This is a genomic window from Parasphingopyxis sp. (genome assembly GCF_028279465.1).
In the GTDB taxonomy this organism is placed as follows: Bacteria; Pseudomonadota; Alphaproteobacteria; order Sphingomonadales; family Sphingomonadaceae; genus Parasphingopyxis.
Window position 1 is genome coordinate 19,301 of sequence record NZ_JANQNS010000006.1, and the last position, 15,690, is coordinate 34,990.

Consider the following 15,690-nt stretch of genomic DNA (forward strand, 5'->3'; position numbering starts at 1 on the left):
CGTTGCAACGCGCAGAAGCCTGCCCGATAAACCAAGGCGTTATGGCCGATATCGACCCCTCTTTTAACAACGCTTTACCCCTGCCCGAACAGACGGCACTCGTCCTGCAGGGCGGCGGCGCGCTCGGCTCCTATCAAGGCGGCGTCTTCGAGGCACTGGCCGAAGCCGGCATCATGCCGGACTGGATCGCGGGCATCTCCATCGGCGCGATTAACGCGGCGATCATCGCGGGCAACCCACCCGGCCATCGCGCCTTGCGGCTCCGGCATTTCTGGGAGGAGATGACATCGGCCGTGCCGAACTTCCCCGTCTGGCCGAGCGATTACATCCGCGAGGCGATGCATGAATGGTCGGCCGGGTTCGTCGCCGCTTTCGGCGTGCCCGGCTTCTTCACACCCCGCGCAGTGCCGCCTTTCATGGCGCTGCCGGACAGCGAAGGGGCGATGAGCTTCTATGACAGTGCGCCGCTGCGCGACACGCTGGACGCGCATGTCGATTGGGATCTCGTCAATGGCGGCGATGTGCGCCTCTCGGTCGGCGCGGTGAATGTCGAAAGCGGGAACTTTCGCTATTTTGACAGCGCCAATGAGCGGCTCGACGCACGGCATATCATGGCCTCGGGCGCATTGCCGCCCGGCCTGCCGCCGATTGAGATCGATGGCGGACTTTGGTGGGATGGCGGGCTCGTCTCCAACACGCCGCTCCAGCATATCGTCGCGGAGCGGACAGGCGACATGCTGGTCTTCCAGGTGGACCTGTTCAGCGCGTCCGACGTGCGGCCATCGACGATTACCGATGTCTTCGCGCGCGAAAAGGAAATCCGCTATTCGAGCCGCACCCGCCAGATCACCGACCAGTTTCTCGCGCGCAGCGAGACGGCGGGCACGATCCGAGCCGCGCTGCGCAAACTGCCCGCGGAACTGTGCGACGATCCCGATATCGCCGCATTGAAGGCGCTGGCCGAGGAACCCGCGCTCAACATCGTCCATCTCATTCACAAGGCCAATGCCTGGGAGGGTGGATCGCGCGACTATGAGTTCTCCCGCCGCACGATGGACGAACATTGGCAGGCCGGTCGCGAAGCGGTCGCCGAAACGATGCGCCACGGCGATGTGATCGCGCGCAATATCGCGGACGGCAAGAGCGCCGCATTCGATCTCAACCCCGCATAGTAAAAGGGCGTTTTCATGTTTCTCAAGGGCAAGACGGCGATCGTCACCGGCTCGACGTCGGGCATCGGCCTCGCCTATGCAAAAGAGCTGGCAGCCGAGGGCGCGAGCGTGATGATCAACGGCTTTGGCGATGCCGATGAGATCGAGGCCGAGCGCGTGGCGCTGGCGGAAGTTTCGGGCGCGCCGGCGCTCTATTCCGATACCGATATGACGGACCCGGCGGCGATCGAAGCGATGGTGGCGCGCTGCACCGAGGAACTGGGCGGCGCGGATATCGCGATCGCCAATGCCGGCATCCAGCATGTCGCGCCGATCGACGATTTTCCGCCCGAGAAATGGGATGCGATCATTGCGATCAACCTGTCCTCTGCCTGGCATCTCGCGCGGCTGACCGTGCCGGCGATGAAAGAGAGGGGCTGGGGCCGGATTATCTGCACCGCTTCGGCGCATTCGCTCGTCGCGAGTCCCAACAAATCGGCCTATGTCGCGGCGAAGCATGGCATTGCCGGGCTCGTCAAAACGCTCGCGCTCGAAACCGCGCAGCACGGCATCACCGTCAACTGTATCAGCCCCGGCTATGTCTGGACGCCGCTCGTCGAGAAGCAGATTCCGGACACCATGCAATCGCGCGGTATGACGCGCGAGGAAGTGATGAACGACGTTCTGCTCGCCGCCCAGCCGACCAAACAGTTCGTGACGCCCGAACAGGTCGCCGCCCAAGCCCTCTACCTATGCCGCGACGAAGCCGCATCGATGACCGGCGCCAATCTCGTGATCGACGGGGGCTGGACGGCGCAGTAGCGTCTATGCCGCACCGGCAAGATCGGCTAGGTCTTGCCGCATGACCGGGCGAGTGCATGCAATATTGGCCGCGATAACAGCGGCTTTGCTGACCGCCTCTTGCGCCTATACGACCGGCGTAACGGGTACGCCTGCGGGCGCCAATCCCGATCAGGAACTCCCGACCATTTGGCGGTCGATCGCGACGGACGACGATCGGCAGCGGATTTCGAATGTCCGCCGCTCCTTCCGCGAAGGGGTCGCCGATGCTGCGGCTGGCGGCCATGCGCATGAAGTGGCCCAGGAAGGCATATTGCTGCAGCCCGATGCCGGGCGCGCCGATCCGCGCCCACCGGCCGGCTATTATCGCTGCCGGTTCGTGAAGCTCGGTTCGCAGGGCAGCGTACCGCTCTCCTTCGTCGCCTATCCCTGGTTTCGCTGCCGGATCGACGATCAGGGCGAAACGCTGCGCTTCGTCAAGCTCACCGGATCGCAGCGGCCGAGCGGCACCTTCTATCCCGATAATCGGCTCAGGATGATCTTTCTCGGCGTGCTCGTGCTCGGCGATGAGACCCGCGCCCATGTCTATGGCCGGGACACGACGCGCGACATGGCCGGCATACTTGAGCGGATCGGCGATGCCCGCTGGCGGATCGTGCTACCCTATCCACGCTTCGAGTCGCTGGTCGATGTCATCGAACTGGTGCCGGAGGATCAGGGGAGTGCCGGATGAGCGTCTGGACCATCGACGGGACGATAGAATCGGCGGATGAGGGCCGCTCCGGCTGGGCGCAGATGATCTACCGCTCGATCGTGGTTCGCGAAGCGGATGGGGAAACGGCGGAACACAGAAAGCTGGTCGCCAAGCAGGATATGCGCGCGCTGATCGCGCCCGGCCTGTCGGGCCGTTTCTATTTCTACAAGGCCGGCGACCAGAAAGGCATTTACGCGGTTCGCGCCGCATCCGGGGAAGAGCTGCTCGCCTTTCCCAATTTCGCGACCTGGATCTATGCGATCTGTTTTTTCGTGAGCTTGCCGATCTTCCTGCTGAACTGGTCCGAAGACGGCCTGTTCAACCTGTTCACGCTGACGCCGCTCGTCGCCACTGTCATCGGCGCGGTCATGCTGCCGATCCAGCTGATGGCCCGGTCGCAAGCCATCGCGCAATTCGAAGCCGATGCCGGTTTTACGCCTGACGCCGAACACGCGCCCGATCAGTAGCACTCCGTTCAAGGATATCACGATGAAACGCCTGTTGTTCGCCCTTCCCCTGCTCTTCGCCGCGGTGCCCGCGCAGGCAGATGAGCTGCGCGACGCCGTTGCCGCGGATATGCCGGAGCTGATGGAACTCTACCGCCATCTGCACGCCAATCCCGAACTCTCCTTTCAGGAAGACGATACCGCCGCGCATCTCGCCGCGATCGCCGAAGAACTGGGCCTCGACGTGACGACGGGCGTTGGCGGCCATGGCGTCGTCGCGGTGATGGAAAACGGCCCCGGTCCGGTGCTGTTGCTGCGCGCCGATATGGACGGGCTGCCAGTGCAAGAGGAAACCGGCTTGCCCTTTGCGAGCACGGTTGTCGCCACCACCGATGAAGGCATTGAGTCATACGTCATGCATGCCTGTGCGCACGACACGCATATGACCGCCTGGGTCGGCGCAGTCCGCCAGCTCGTCGCGCGGCGCGATCAATGGTCGGGCACGCTCGTCGCGATCCTGCAGCCGGCCGAGGAACGCGGCGCGGGCGCGCGCATGATGCTGGAAGACGGGCTCTATGAGCGCTTTCCCCGGCCCGATTACGCGCTGGCGTTTCATAACGCCGCCTCCGCACCGGCGGGCTTTATCGGCGTTGTATCCGGCTTTGCCATGGCCAATGTCGATAGCGTCGACATTCAGGTGCGCGGCGTCGGCGGGCATGGCGCCTATCCACACACGACGCGCGATCCCATCGTACTCGGCGCGCGGATCGTCGGCGCGCTGCAGACGTTGGTGAGCCGCGAGATCGATCCGCAACAGCCCGCCGTCGTTACGGTCGGCAGCTTCCGCGCGGGATCGAAGCACAATATCATTTCGGACGAAGCGCAGTTGCTCCTCACCGTGCGCAGCTATACCGACGAAGTGCGCGAACAATTGCTGAGCGGCATCGAGCGGATCGCGCGCGCCGAAGGCATGGTGGCCGGATTGCCCGAAGAGTTGCTGCCGGTCGTGACGCGGCGCGATGAATATACGCCGGCGGTCTACAATACGCCGGAAATGTCGGGCGAACTCTTCGCGCTATGGCGCAGCCGGTTCGGCGAGGAGCGCGTGCTGGAAGGCCAGCCCGTGATGGGCGGCGAAGATTTCAGCCGCTATTATCGCGCCGACCGCGAAAATGTGCAGAGCGTGCTCTTCTGGGTTGGCGGCGTGCCCCATGATCGCTGGGAAGCGGCGCAGCGCGGCGAGATCGAACTGCCATCGCTTCACAGCGCCCATTGGGCGCCGGACGCGGAAATCGTTGTGGGCACGGCGACCGAAGCGCTGGTCGCCGCGGCGCTCGATATCCTGCAACCCGAAAATGCCGGGGATTGATACTATGAGAACATTCAAATGCGCTCTTGTTGCATTGGCTTCTGTCACCCTGGCTGTGTCTCCCGGTGCGGCTGAATCGGTCGCGCCGCTGTCCGCAGAGATGATCGACAATAGCGGTTTCTCCGGGACGCTGGGGCGCTATGGCGATCTCTATATTGCAAGCCAGCCCGATGAGGCCGGATTGGCAAGGATGGCGGCGGCGGGCGTGACGACCGTTATCAACCTGCGGACGCCGGGCGAGATGGAACGGCTCTCCTTCGATCAGGCAGCGGCGGTTGAGCGCCTCGGCATGCGCTATGTCCATGTGCCGCAGGGTGGAAGCGACTATCCGGCGACGCCCGAAGCGCTCGCTGAAGTTGCGGCGGCTATCGACGAAGCCGACGGCGCGCCTGTGCTGCTGCACTGCGCGAGCAGCGGTCGCGCGAGCCATATGTTCGCGGCATGGCTGTATCGGGACGGCGGCGTATCGCTAAACGAAGCGATATACGAAGCGCGCGAAATCGGTTTCGGCATGCTCCGCGTCGAAGGGCTGCTCGGTACGCCCTTCTTCTGGGACATCCCGGCCAGTGCGGCAATGAACGAAGCGGGCGCCGCGTTGGAAGATTAGGCTGGAGTCGCCTACACTATGTCTTCACATCGCTCGAGAAGCGGCCGGCATTTTCCTTGAGGAATTCGGCATCGTCGGCATCGCCCCAAAAGGCGGGGACAGGTTTCGGCTTCTGTAGCGCCCGTTGCACGCCGGGGCGCGCATCGATCCGTTCGAACCAGGCGGCGAGATGGTCGAGGCCGTCGATCGAAACCTTGGCCCAGGGATAGGCCCGCGCCCAGGGATAGGTCGCGATATCGGCGATCGAAAAGCTGTCGCCGACCAGGAATTCGCGGCCCTTTAGGCGGCCGTTCAGCACTTCGAGCAACCGCCGGCTTTCGTCGACATAGCGTTGAATCGAGAAGGGTTCTTCCTGCCCATTGGGCGCGGCGATCCGCTGGAAATACATGGCCTGCCCCATCATCGGGCCGATGCCGCCCATCTGGAACATGATCCATTGCAGCGTTTCGGATTTGAGATCGGGATTGGCGCTCAGAAATTGGCCGTATTTCTCCGCGAGATACCAGAGGATCGCGCCCGATTCGAACACGACGAAATCACTGTTGCCGCGATCTACGATGGTCGGAATGCGGCCATTGGGATTGAGCTTCATATACCAGTCCGATTTCTGCTCCTTCGTGCTGAAATCGATCGGCGTCAGATCATAGTCGACCCCGGCTTCTTCGAGAAAGATGGTCGGCTTCCAGCCGTTCATGGTCGAGGCGGTGAAAAGGTGAATATCGGGCTGGGGCATGTCGGTCCTTTCGGCGCGCTGGCGGAACGCTGGCCGACCTGCTAGCTGTGGAAAGGAAAATCAACCAGTATACTTTTCGTAACCTAACCCGAAGGCCAAACATGGACGCGCGGATCGAAATCGACAGCAAGGGCCGCAAATCGGTCCGCGACGGATGCGACGAGCCATGCGCGATCGAACAGGGCATGGCTATTCTCGGCGGAAAATGGACGGCATCGATCCTCTGGCATCTGCGCGACGAGCCGGTCCGCTTCAACGATCTCGCCCGGATGATCAGCGGTTCGAGCAAGAAGATGGTGTCCGAGCGCCTGCGCCATCTGGAAGCACATGGATTGATCCGCCGCACGGTGATCGAGACGAAACCGGTTGCCGTAAGCTATTCCATCACGGACCGCGGACAGGCGGCGATCGGGATATTGGAAGAGCTGCAGCGCTGGACCGAGCAGCACGCGGGGTAAGAAAGAAAACGCCCGCCTGGATTGCTCCGGACGGGCGTCTCTTCTCCTCCCCAGGAAAAGCTCGATAATCTGGGCAGGCACCCTCTCCCATAGGGTGTTCAATACAAAAGATGGGGGCACCTGCCCCCATCAGTAAACTCCTTATTTCATTACTCGGCCGCCTCGACGAACTGGTCGGCTTCGGTCGACTCGGCGAGCGCCGTCGTCGAGCTCTGTCCGCCCGTAATCGCGTTGGAAACCATGTCGAAATAGCCGGTGCCGACTTCGCGCTGGTGGCGTGTCGCCGTGTAGCCATTTTCTTCGGAATCGAATTCGGCCTGCTGCAGTTCGCTGTAAGCCGCCATGCCGCGATCCTTGTAGCCGCGGGCGAGCTCGAACATGCCGTGATTGAGCTGGTGGAAACCGGCCAGCGTCACGAACTGGAACTTGTAGCCCATCGCGCCGATCTCGCGCTGGAACTTCGCGATCGTATCCTTGTCGAGATTGGCCTCCCAGTTGAAGCTCGGCGAGCAGTTATAGGCCAGCATCTTGTTCGGATATTCCTTCTTGATCGCTTCGGCGAATCGGCGGGCATCGTCGAGATTGGGCTTCGAAGTTTCCCACCAGAGAAGGTCAGCATGTTCGGCAAAGGCGAGGCCGCGCTTGATGCAGTGATCGACGCCGGTGCCGTCCTTGAGACGGAAAAAGCCTTCGGGAGTCCGCTCGCCGGTCATGAACTCGTGATCGCGCTCGTCGATGTCCGAAGTCATCAGTTTCGCAGACTCAGCATCCGTACGCGCACAGATCACCATCGGCACGCCGCACACGTCCGCGGCGAGGCGCGCGGCATCGAGATTGCGGATATGCGCCTGGGTCGGGATCAGCACCTTGCCGCCCAGATGGCCGCATTTCTTCTCCGAAGCGAGCTGGTCTTCGTAATGGACGCCCGCCGCGCCGGCCGCGACATAGGCCTTCATGATCTCGAAACAGTTGAGCGGACCGCCGAAACCGGCTTCGGCATCGGCGACGATCGGCGCGAACCAATCGCGCTCCGCCCCGCCTTCAGAATGTTCGATCTGATCGGCGCGCTGCAGCGTGTTGTTGATCTTGCGCGCAAGCTCCGGTCCGGCATTGGCCGGGTAGAGCGACTGATCGGGATAGGTCTGGCCGGCGGTATTATTGTCGGCCGCGACCTGCCAGCCCGACAGGTAGATCGCCTGCAACCCAGCGCGCACCATCTGCATAGCCTGATTGCCGGACAGCGCGCCCAGCGCGTTGATATAGTCTTCGGTGTGCAGCAGCTCCCAAAGCTTGTTCGCACCCTTGCTTGCCAGCGTATAATCGATCTTCACCGATCCACGCAGCGCGTCGACCTTGTCGGGCCCATAGGGACGGGTGATGCCGTCAAAACGGCCGGGTGCGGCGGGAATCAGCTCTTCGAAAGTCGCCATTTCAGTTAATCCTTTACATGCCTTTTTCGATTGGGGAGGAACGGCTTTCCGCCGCGCTTCGAGGGACTACATAGCTGATTCGGCTTTTTCCGCCTATGCTGCAGTGCGATATATGAGGTCCGGGAGTCGGCCATCTTGCCTTTCACTTTGTATTTTTGTAAATTTATTGACAACACTCATTCGGCGGTGGAAGGAAAGCCATGGCCGACCCCAAGCTTTTCGCCGGACACCGGATCAAGCGCGTCCGCCGCCAGGCCGCGCTTACCCAGGCGGCGATGGCCGACACTCTCGATATCAGCCCGAGCTATCTGAACCTGATCGAGCGCAATCAGCGACCACTCTCCGCGACCCTCCTGCTGCGCCTCGCCGAACAGTTCGATTTCGATCCGCGCAGCCTGTCCGACGACGAGCCGGGCGGCGGCGAAACCGGACTCCGGCGGCGGCTCGCCGATCCGCTGTTCGCCGATCTCGATATCGACCGCAACGAGCTGCTCGAATGGCTGGCTGCGGCGCCCGGCGGCGCGGAAGCCTTCGCGCGCGCCTTCGACCGGATGGTGCAAGGCGGCGGCAGCGGCGATCCGCAGGCGCTGGATCCGATCATCCCCGTCCGCCGCGAGATCGAGCGGTGGAAAAACCATTATGCCGATCTCGACGGCCAGGCCGAGGCGCTGGCGGATGAATTGCGCCTCGGCGCGGGCGACCTGTACGGCGCGATCGCCGAACGTCTGCGCTCCAAGCATCAGCTCACGATCCGCATCCTGCCCGCCGATGTCATGCCCGACCGGCTCCGCCGCCTCGACCTGCACGCGCGTCAGTTGCAGCTCTCCGAAATGCTCGACCAGGCGAGCCGCACCTTCCAGGCCGGGTTCCAGCTCGCCCAGATCGAAGCCAAGGCGGAGATCGACGCGCTCGTCGCCGGGGCGGAATTTGCCGAAGCCGTGCAGGAGCGTTTCTATCACCGGCATCTCGCCGGCTATTTCGCGGCCGGGCTGATGATGCCCTATCGCCGGTTCCTGCGCGCCTGCGAGAGCAGCGGCTATGATTTCGAGCTGCTGCAGCGGCGCTTCGGTGCGGGCTTCGAACAGGTCGCGCATCGGCTGACGACGCTGCAGCGCGTCGGCGAGCGCGGCCTGCCCTTCTTCATGATGCGCATCGACCGGGCGGGCACGGTGTCCAAGCGCTATGCCGGGGCGAGCGGATCGCCGCTGACCGATGCGACGGGCTTCTGCCCACTCTGGCATATCCACCGCGCCTTCGACCGGCCTGGCGAATTCGCGCGGCAGCTCGTGGTGCTTGAGGACGAGAGCCGCTGGCTGACCATCTCGCGCACCGTCCATCCGGTCAGCCGGGCGCCGAGCGGCGTGCGCGCGGAATTCGCGATCGGGCTCGGGCTGGCCGCCGAGCATGCCGGATCGCTGGCCGAAGCACGTGGGATGGATCTGCAAGCGGGCACCGCGACACCGATCGGGCTGGGCTGCCGCGCCTGCACGCGTGCCGATTGCCCGCAGCGCAGCGCGCCGCCCTTGGGTCGCGCGCTACTTATCAACGAACGCGAACGGGCCTTGACGCCCTTTGCCTTTGCAGGCGATTAGTCGGGCATCCCAACGCTCAACCGGAGGCCTGAAAATGCAGAGATTTTCGACCCTTATGCTGTCCGCAGTGCTGCTCGCCATGCCAGCGACAGTTGCGGCCGAACCGACGCCGATCACGGTCCGCGTCCTCTCCGACGATGCGAAATTCATCGGGACGACATTGGGCGGCGCGCATGTCGTTATCCGCGATGCGGAGACCAATGCCGTGCTCGCCGAGGGCGTCACCTCGGGCATCACCGGCAATACCGACCGGATCGTCAATACGCCACGCGCCCGGCATGGCAGCATTGCCGGCGAAGGCGATGCCGGTTTTTCCGCGACGATCGATATCGATGCGCCGACGCTGGTGCGGATCGACGCCCATGGGCCGGTCGATCATCCCCAAGCAGCCACCGCCGCCTCGCAGACGCTCTGGATGATACCGGGCCGCCCGCCGCACGGCGCGGACGGCGTGATCCTGACGCTGTCCGGCCTGATCGTCGATTTCGGCGCACCCTCTTCCTTCGGCCGCGAATTCACGGCGGGAGCCGAGGTGCCGATCGCGGTGGAAGTCGCCCATCTGTGCGGCTGCCCGCTCACACCGGGCGGCACCTGGGACGCGGACCAGTATGAGATCAGCTACAGCGTCACGCGCGACGGCGCGGCGGTGACGGATGGCGATCTCGCCTATGCGGGAACGGCCACCCAGTTCGCGGGCGCGTTCACGCCGGCCGAAAGCGGCGTCCATACGATATCGGTCATCGCCTATCATCCGATCACCGGGAATACCGGTATCGGCAGCCGGACGATCACCGTGCGCTAGAGAAGATTGTTCGGGTCTTCGCCGGCCTTGAGTGCTTCGACCACATCTTTCACGCGCTGACTTTCGCCGCGCGGCAATATGAGAACGGCATCGCCCGTCGCGACGACAATCAGATCGTTGACGCCGACTGCGGCAACGCTGGGGCCATCCGTACGGATAAGCGTATTCGCGCTGTCGATGGCCAGCACCTCGCCCGACAGCGCGTTCCCGGCCGCATCCTTCTCTAACAACTCATGCAGCGCGTCCCAGCTGCCAAGGTCCGACCAGCCCATGCTGACCGGCACGACGGCGACGCGCTCCGCTTTTTCCATCACCGCATAGTCTATGGAAATGGACGGCGCGGTGCCGAATGCTGCGGCATCGGGTTCGATGGAATCCGCATCCGCCGCCACATCCGCCATCGCCGCGCGGGCCGCCGCCGCGATTTCCGCCGCATGGGCGTCGAGCCCGGCCATATAGGCGCGGGCGGTAAACAGGAAGATGCCGCCATTCCAGTGATAGCCGCCCGCGGCCAGAAACTGCTCCGCCGTTTCGCGGTCCGGCTTTTCGACGAACCGCTCGACTGCGAACGCGCCATCGCCGATGGCTCCGCCTTCCAGAATATAGCCATAGCCCGTTTCCGGCCCGTCCGGCGCGATGCCGAACGTGACAAGCCAGCCTTCCGCCGCCAGTTCGGCCGCCGTCTCGATTGCCGCGTGAAAGGCCGGGACGTCGGCGATCACATGGTCGCTCGGCATGACCAGCATCAGCGCATCGGGGGCGAGGGCGAGCGCGGCGAGCGCGATCGCCGCTGCCGTATTCCGCGCCATCGGCTCGAGCATCAGCCGCGCATCGCCGCCCAGCGCGCGCAGCATATCGGCCTGCGCCGCACCGCCGACCAGCATCGGCCGCGCGAACCGGTCGCCGGTCGCACGCGCGATCGTCTCTTCGAGCATCGTGCGCTCGCTTGCCAGCGGAAGGAACTGTTTGGCGCGCGCCTTACGCGAGAGCGGCCAGAGCCGCGTACCGCTGCCGCCGGTCAGGATGACGGGAGTGATCGGGGGTTTCGCCATGCGCGGCCTTATGGCGGTTTCGCCCGCGCGGCGAAAGCCGTTAGAGCATAATCGGCTTCAATTGAATCGTCATTGCGAGAAGCCGGAGGCGACGAAGCAATCCAGGGCGGCAGGCGATATCGCTAGCCGCTCTGGATTGCTTCGCTTCGCTCGCAATGACGGATGCCTCAACCTGAACTGGTCATGCTTTAGGCAACCGATCGGTAATAGTCGCGCCAGATCGCCTGACCACGTGCGTTGTAACGCTTCATCGCATCGACGAGCCGGTCCCGCGGGCCGTTATCGACCATGGCGCCGGGCAGCAGCGGATCGAGATTGATGAGCCGGATCGCGGCCTGGCCGAGCAGCAGGGATTCTCGGGCGGCCGCGCCGAGCGGCAGGTCACCAAGCCGGGCGGCGCTCGTTTCGATGACCGCCAGCGCCTCGGCATAGCGTGCCTGAAGTCCTTCAATGTCCCAGAGCGTTGCGAAATCCACGCCATCGGGCGCGGCATAGTCGGCCAGTGCGAACAGCATCGCGCCCTCGTCGAGACCGATCCCGATCAGCTCGCCGCGCAGCGCGTCGATCTCTATCGCCAGATTGGCCGGGCGCACCCAGAGATCGGGTTCGGCCTCGGCAAAACCGTTGAGCTTGAGCGCCTGCGAGCGCGCCGCCAACTGCTTGCGGTCCGTGCGCCCGAGATTGCCGGCGGGGACGGCGAGCCAGCCGCCCGCCCAGTCTCGCGTGCGTTCGCGGACATTGCGCCAACCGCGGACCTGATCGCGCAAGGGCCGAGATTCGGGGCCGGACACGTAAAGCCCGCGCCCAGCGCTCTCCAGCAGGCCTTCCTTGATCAGTCGCGTCGCGGCCATGCGCATCGCACTGTCTTCGATATCGAATATCGAACCGGCCGCGATGAGCTGCGCCGCCGTCATCTGCCGCGTGCCGACGGCATTCATTAGCGACAGGATCAGGCTACGCCCCGTCATGTCCGCGCCGTCCGGCCGGTCGAATGAAACAGAAATTGACATAATATTCGATTTTCAGTTATAAGTTTTCCGGTCACCTTGCAAGGGAGCGATCATGTCCGAACCGGTCAGCCTGTCCGACGCCGTCAGCAAGGACGAATTGCGCGCGCTGATGAAGACATCCGACGTCAAGGCGCTGGCCATTCTGGTTATAACCTACGCGATCATCGCCGGTGCATTCGCGATGGCGATCCTGTGGCCCAACCCGCTGACGATCCTGCTGGCGATCGCGCTGCTCGCCGGGCGGCAGCTCGGCCTTTCGGTCATCATGCACGATTGCGCGCATCATGCGTTCTTCTCCAGCCGCCGTGTCAACGAATTTGTCGGTCATTGGCTGGCGGGCGGGCCGATGAATGTGTCGCTCAAAGCCTATCGCAAATATCATCTGACACATCACCAACATGCCGGCACGCCGAAGGACCCCGATATCGCGCTCGTCAAAAACTATCCGGTGCCGCGCGACAGTCTGCGCCGCAAATTCACGCGCGACTTCACCGGGCGCACGGGCATTCGCGACCTGATCTTCAAACTGCGCAAGTTGAAACTGCCCAAGGACCTGCCCTGGCTCGTTTTCCATGCGGCGCTGTTCGCGTCACTCTGGTTTGCGGGCGCGCCTTGGGCCTATGCGCTGTGGTGGGTGGCCGAGCTGTTCGTCTTCCCGGCCGTCACGCGGCTGCGCAATATTGGCGAGCATGGCGTGGTGAAGGACCGGCTGAGCCTTGAACCGCGCGAAAACACCAACACCACGATCGCCAACCCGATCGAGCGGCTGTTCCTCGCACCCAACTACGTCAACTATCATTGCGAGCATCACCATTTCGCGGCCGTGCCGCCCTATAACCTGCCGAAGCTGCACCGGCTGCTGCGCGAACGCGGCTATTATGACCGGCACGACTGCCTCTCGCGCGGCTATCGCGATGTCATCCGGCGCGCGGTGCGGCCCGAACCCGTAGCGGCAGCGGCCTGATATGGCGCGGGGCGAAGAGGGTGTCGCGGAGAGCGACATCGCACAATGGCTGGACGGGCGCAGCTTCGCCGACTGGAAGGCGGAGTTCGACGAAACCGGCTATCTGATCTTCGAAAACGTCCTGCCGCCCGAAGAGGTGGATCGGCAGCGCGCCGCGCTGCGGCCCTATCTCGATGCGGACGTCACGGGCCGCAACGATTTCGAAGGCATGAAATCGAATCGCGTCTATGCGATGCTCGCCAAGTCGCCAGTGTTCGCCGATCTCGTTACCCATCCGCTGGCGCTCGCCTTTGCCGAGGCCGATCTGGGGCGCTCCTGCCTGCTTTCCGCCTGCCTCGCGATCAAGCTGCAGCCGGGCGAGACCGTCCAGCCCTGGCATTATGACGACAGCCATTTGCGCGTCGATCGCCCGCGCCCATCCTTTGGCGTCAGCACTTTCTGGGCGATCGACCCGATGACCGAGGATAATGGCGCGACCGAGCTGCTGCCCGGTAGCCATTTGTGGCCCGAAGACAGCATTGCGGGCGCGAACAGCGCCGCCGATTTCGCCAACACCGACATCCGCGACGTCGATGACGATCCGGCCGCACGCGACGATGCGATCAAGGCGGTCATGCCATCAGGCTCGCTGATGGTGACCAAGGGCACGCTCTGGCATCGTGGCGGCGCCAACCGGTCGGACGCGCCGCGCCTGATCGTCACTCCCCAATATTGCACGGGCTGGGCGCGGCAACTTGAGAATATGGCGATGACGATGACGCCCGCTGAGGCGGCGACCTTGCCCGAGCGCGCCCGCGAACTGATCGGCTATTCGATCCACCCGCCCTTCATGGGCTATGTCGACGGCATGCACCCGAAGCGTGTATTGGAGGGCGCACACAAACACGGAGGGTGAATCATGGCCGGATCGGCAATTGTTCTCGGCGTCGGCGCCGAACGTGGCCTGGGCGCGGCAATCGCGCGGCGCTTCGCCGCAGAGGGACTGCACACCATCGTTTCCGGCCGGACCAAGGACAAGCTCGATACGGTCGTGGACAGCATCGCGGCCGATGGCGGCAGCGCGGAAGCGCTGGCCGGGGACGCGACCGATGCCGGCGATATTGCGGCGCTGTTCGATCATGCAGCGGAACGCGGACCGATCGACGCCGTCATCTATAATGTCGGCAATAATGCGATCATCCCGTTCGCGGAGCTGACGCCCGAACAGTTCGAACAATTCTGGCGCGTCTGCTGCCTTGGCGGCATGCTGACGGCCAAGGCCGCGATGCCGATCCTCGCCGAACAGGGCCATGGCACGATGCTGTTCACCGGCGCATCCGCCTCGATGCGCGGCAAGCCGGCCTTCGCCCATTTCGCGGCCGCTAAGGCCGGCCTCAGGATGCTCGCCCAGTCACTGGCGCGCGAATATGGACCGCAGGGCGTGCATGTCGGCCATGTGGTCATCGACGGCGTGATCGACGGCGAAATGGTGCGCAGCCGCTTCGGAGACTATCTCGAACAGCTGGGCGAGGATGGCAGCCTCGATCCGGACGCGATCGCCGAAAATTTCTGGCATCTGCACAGCCAGCACCGCTCGGCCTGGACGCATGAAATCGACCTCCGCCCGTTCAAGGAAAACTGGTAGCCCGATGAGCGTGCTCAAAGTCGATAAGCGCGGCGCGGTCGCGATCCTGACCCTCAACCGGCCGGACTCGATGAACGCGCTGAGCAACGGCCCGGACGGCGCCGAGATCGCCGCCGCGTGCGACGAGGTGACGGCCGATCCCTATATCCGTGCGGCGATCCTAACCGGTGCGGGCCGGGCCTTTTCGGCCGGCGGCGATATCAAGGCGATGCGCAAGCGCGATGGCGCGTTCGGCGGCGCACCCGATGATATCCGGCGCAGCTATCGCGGCGGCATCCACAAGCTGGTCAGCGCGCTCTACCATTTCGAGCTGCCGCTGATCGCCGCGGTTAACGGCCCGGCCATCGGCCTCGGATGCGACGTCGCCTGCATGGCGGACCTGCGGATCGCTTCCGACAAAGCGAAATTCGGCGTGACCTTCCTGAAGCTCGCGCTGATTCCGGGCGATGGCGGGGCTTGGCTGTTGCCGCGCATCATCGGTCACGCACGGGCGGCCGAACTCCTCTATACCGGCGATGTGGTCGATGCCGAAACGGCGCTCGAATGGGGGCTAGTTTCGCGCGTCGTACCGGGCGAGCAGCTGATGGACACTGCCATGGCGCTGGCCGAAAAAATCGCCGCCCAGCCGCCACAAGCGCTACGTCTGGCGAAACAGCTGATGCGGCGCGGTGCGACGAGCGATTTCGACACGATCATGGAAATGTCGGCCGCGAGCCAGGCACTGATGCATGTGACCGAGGATCATATCGAAGGCATCGATGCGATCCTCGAGAAGCGAGCCCCCGATTTCAAAGGAAAATAGCGGGTTTCACCCCGCGCACTCCAACCTGCGGGCGTAAAATATCCCGACACGCGCATTGTGTCGGATTTCTTTACGATTTGCGGCTAAGACAGTCT

General features: G+C 63.9%; 17 protein-coding genes. 13 read left to right on the top strand and 4 right to left on the bottom strand.

The window, feature by feature from the left end; all coding sequences use genetic code 11:
- The first annotated feature begins 41 nt into the window (after positions 1-41).
- The 6 genes from Q0974_RS03450 to Q0974_RS03475 are packed head-to-tail and all read left to right on the top strand — an operon-like array spanning position 42 to position 5,128.
- Positions 42-1,172, top strand: a complete 1,131-nt coding sequence (locus tag Q0974_RS03450; protein WP_299322671.1) for a DUF3734 domain-containing protein — start codon at positions 42-44, stop codon at positions 1,170-1,172.
- A gap of 15 nt (positions 1,173-1,187) precedes the next feature.
- The gene (locus Q0974_RS03455; RefSeq protein WP_299322674.1) at positions 1,188-1,973 is read left to right on the top strand and encodes a 3-hydroxybutyrate dehydrogenase; all 786 of its coding nucleotides are present in this window, start codon (positions 1,188-1,190) and stop codon (positions 1,971-1,973) included.
- A 40-nt stretch (positions 1,974-2,013) separates the two neighbouring features.
- The gene (locus tag Q0974_RS03460) at positions 2,014-2,685 is read left to right on the top strand and encodes a DUF4893 domain-containing protein (RefSeq protein WP_299322676.1); all 672 of its coding nucleotides are present in this window, start codon (positions 2,014-2,016) and stop codon (positions 2,683-2,685) included.
- Positions 2,682-3,173 (top strand): hypothetical protein, encoded by a 492-nt coding sequence (locus tag Q0974_RS03465; protein ID WP_299322678.1) that lies wholly within the window; start codon positions 2,682-2,684, stop codon positions 3,171-3,173. The genes Q0974_RS03460 and Q0974_RS03465 overlap by 4 nt, the downstream gene beginning before the upstream one ends.
- A gap of 22 nt (positions 3,174-3,195) precedes the next feature.
- A complete protein-coding gene (locus tag Q0974_RS03470) occupies positions 3,196-4,521 on the top strand; it encodes an amidohydrolase (RefSeq protein WP_299322679.1) in 1,326 nt (441 codons plus the stop codon).
- 4 nt (positions 4,522-4,525) lie between these two features.
- Positions 4,526-5,128 (top strand): protein tyrosine phosphatase family protein, encoded by a 603-nt coding sequence (locus tag Q0974_RS03475; RefSeq protein WP_299322681.1) that lies wholly within the window; start codon positions 4,526-4,528, stop codon positions 5,126-5,128.
- A 16-nt stretch (positions 5,129-5,144) separates the two neighbouring features.
- On the opposite strand, the gene Q0974_RS03480 is transcribed toward Q0974_RS03475, so the two are convergent.
- The gene (locus Q0974_RS03480; RefSeq protein WP_299322684.1) at positions 5,145-5,861 is read right to left on the bottom strand and encodes a glutathione S-transferase family protein; all 717 of its coding nucleotides are present in this window, start codon (positions 5,859-5,861) and stop codon (positions 5,145-5,147) included.
- A gap of 101 nt (positions 5,862-5,962) precedes the next feature.
- On the opposite strand from Q0974_RS03480, the gene Q0974_RS03485 reads away from it, so the two are divergent.
- Complete coding sequence (locus Q0974_RS03485) at positions 5,963-6,319, top strand: helix-turn-helix domain-containing protein (protein ID WP_299322685.1); 357 nt, start codon at positions 5,963-5,965, stop codon at positions 6,317-6,319.
- A 149-nt stretch (positions 6,320-6,468) separates the two neighbouring features.
- Here the strand turns inward: Q0974_RS03485 and aceA are convergent, their stop codons facing one another.
- Positions 6,469-7,749: an isocitrate lyase gene (aceA, locus tag Q0974_RS03490; protein WP_299322688.1), complete on the bottom strand. Its 1,281-nt coding sequence runs from the start codon at positions 7,747-7,749 to the stop codon at positions 6,469-6,471.
- 200 nt (positions 7,750-7,949) lie between these two features.
- Here aceA and Q0974_RS03495 point away from each other — a divergent pair, with 200 nt between their 5' ends.
- Positions 7,950-9,341, top strand: coding sequence for a short-chain fatty acyl-CoA regulator family protein (locus Q0974_RS03495; protein WP_299322690.1), 1,392 nt, complete (start codon positions 7,950-7,952; stop codon positions 9,339-9,341).
- A gap of 34 nt (positions 9,342-9,375) precedes the next feature.
- Positions 9,376-10,143: a hypothetical protein gene (locus Q0974_RS03500; protein WP_299322693.1), complete on the top strand. Its 768-nt coding sequence runs from the start codon at positions 9,376-9,378 to the stop codon at positions 10,141-10,143.
- On the opposite strand, the gene Q0974_RS03505 is transcribed toward Q0974_RS03500, so the two are convergent.
- Together Q0974_RS03505 and Q0974_RS03510 are read right to left on the bottom strand one after the other, a co-directional pair.
- Entirely contained in the window at positions 10,140-11,195 is a 1,056-nt protein-coding gene (locus tag Q0974_RS03505) for a mannose-1-phosphate guanylyltransferase/mannose-6-phosphate isomerase (RefSeq protein ID WP_299322696.1), read from the bottom strand. The two genes, Q0974_RS03500 and Q0974_RS03505, sit on opposite strands and share 4 nt — an antisense overlap.
- A 188-nt stretch (positions 11,196-11,383) precedes the next feature.
- Complete coding sequence (locus Q0974_RS03510) at positions 11,384-12,205, bottom strand: hypothetical protein (protein ID WP_299322701.1); 822 nt, start codon at positions 12,203-12,205, stop codon at positions 11,384-11,386.
- A gap of 52 nt (positions 12,206-12,257) precedes the next feature.
- On the opposite strand from Q0974_RS03510, the gene Q0974_RS03515 reads away from it, so the two are divergent.
- Genes Q0974_RS03515 through Q0974_RS03530 form a run of 4 tightly spaced genes read left to right on the top strand, consistent with a single transcriptional unit; the run spans position 12,258 to position 15,595 of the window.
- Positions 12,258-13,169 (top strand): fatty acid desaturase family protein, encoded by a 912-nt coding sequence (locus tag Q0974_RS03515; RefSeq protein WP_299322704.1) that lies wholly within the window; start codon positions 12,258-12,260, stop codon positions 13,167-13,169.
- Position 13,170: 1 nt separating this feature from the next.
- A complete protein-coding gene (locus Q0974_RS03520; protein ID WP_299322706.1) occupies positions 13,171-14,064 on the top strand; it encodes a phytanoyl-CoA dioxygenase family protein in 894 nt (297 codons plus the stop codon).
- A 3-nt stretch (positions 14,065-14,067) separates the two neighbouring features.
- Positions 14,068-14,793: an SDR family NAD(P)-dependent oxidoreductase gene (locus tag Q0974_RS03525; RefSeq protein ID WP_299322709.1), complete on the top strand. Its 726-nt coding sequence runs from the start codon at positions 14,068-14,070 to the stop codon at positions 14,791-14,793.
- A gap of 4 nt (positions 14,794-14,797) precedes the next feature.
- Complete coding sequence (locus Q0974_RS03530; protein WP_299322710.1) at positions 14,798-15,595, top strand: crotonase/enoyl-CoA hydratase family protein; 798 nt, start codon at positions 14,798-14,800, stop codon at positions 15,593-15,595.
- Positions 15,596-15,690 lie beyond the last annotated feature (95 nt).

Bases quoted from the DNA above. Each gene is read 5' to 3' on its own strand.
- Q0974_RS03450 (WP_299322671.1), top strand. From the start codon at position 42: ATGGCCGATATCGACCCCTCTTTTAACAACGCTTTACCCCTGCCCGAA.
- Q0974_RS03455 (WP_299322674.1), top strand. From the start codon at position 1,188: ATGTTTCTCAAGGGCAAGACGGCGATCGTCACCGGCTCGACGTCGGGC.
- Q0974_RS03460 (WP_299322676.1), top strand. From the start codon at position 2,014: ATGACCGGGCGAGTGCATGCAATATTGGCCGCGATAACAGCGGCTTTG.
- Q0974_RS03465 (WP_299322678.1), top strand. From the start codon at position 2,682: ATGAGCGTCTGGACCATCGACGGGACGATAGAATCGGCGGATGAGGGC.
- Q0974_RS03470 (WP_299322679.1), top strand. From the start codon at position 3,196: ATGAAACGCCTGTTGTTCGCCCTTCCCCTGCTCTTCGCCGCGGTGCCC.
- Q0974_RS03475 (WP_299322681.1), top strand. From the start codon at position 4,526: ATGAGAACATTCAAATGCGCTCTTGTTGCATTGGCTTCTGTCACCCTG.
- Q0974_RS03480 (WP_299322684.1), bottom strand. From the start codon at position 5,861: ATGCCCCAGCCCGATATTCACCTTTTCACCGCCTCGACCATGAACGGC.
- Q0974_RS03485 (WP_299322685.1), top strand. From the start codon at position 5,963: ATGGACGCGCGGATCGAAATCGACAGCAAGGGCCGCAAATCGGTCCGC.
- aceA (WP_299322688.1), bottom strand. From the start codon at position 7,749: ATGGCGACTTTCGAAGAGCTGATTCCCGCCGCACCCGGCCGTTTTGAC.
- Q0974_RS03495 (WP_299322690.1), top strand. From the start codon at position 7,950: ATGGCCGACCCCAAGCTTTTCGCCGGACACCGGATCAAGCGCGTCCGC.
- Q0974_RS03500 (WP_299322693.1), top strand. From the start codon at position 9,376: ATGCAGAGATTTTCGACCCTTATGCTGTCCGCAGTGCTGCTCGCCATG.
- Q0974_RS03505 (WP_299322696.1), bottom strand. From the start codon at position 11,195: ATGGCGAAACCCCCGATCACTCCCGTCATCCTGACCGGCGGCAGCGGT.
- Q0974_RS03510 (WP_299322701.1), bottom strand. From the start codon at position 12,205: ATGTCAATTTCTGTTTCATTCGACCGGCCGGACGGCGCGGACATGACG.
- Q0974_RS03515 (WP_299322704.1), top strand. From the start codon at position 12,258: ATGTCCGAACCGGTCAGCCTGTCCGACGCCGTCAGCAAGGACGAATTG.
- Q0974_RS03520 (WP_299322706.1), top strand. From the start codon at position 13,171: ATGGCGCGGGGCGAAGAGGGTGTCGCGGAGAGCGACATCGCACAATGG.
- Q0974_RS03525 (WP_299322709.1), top strand. From the start codon at position 14,068: ATGGCCGGATCGGCAATTGTTCTCGGCGTCGGCGCCGAACGTGGCCTG.
- Q0974_RS03530 (WP_299322710.1), top strand. From the start codon at position 14,798: ATGAGCGTGCTCAAAGTCGATAAGCGCGGCGCGGTCGCGATCCTGACC.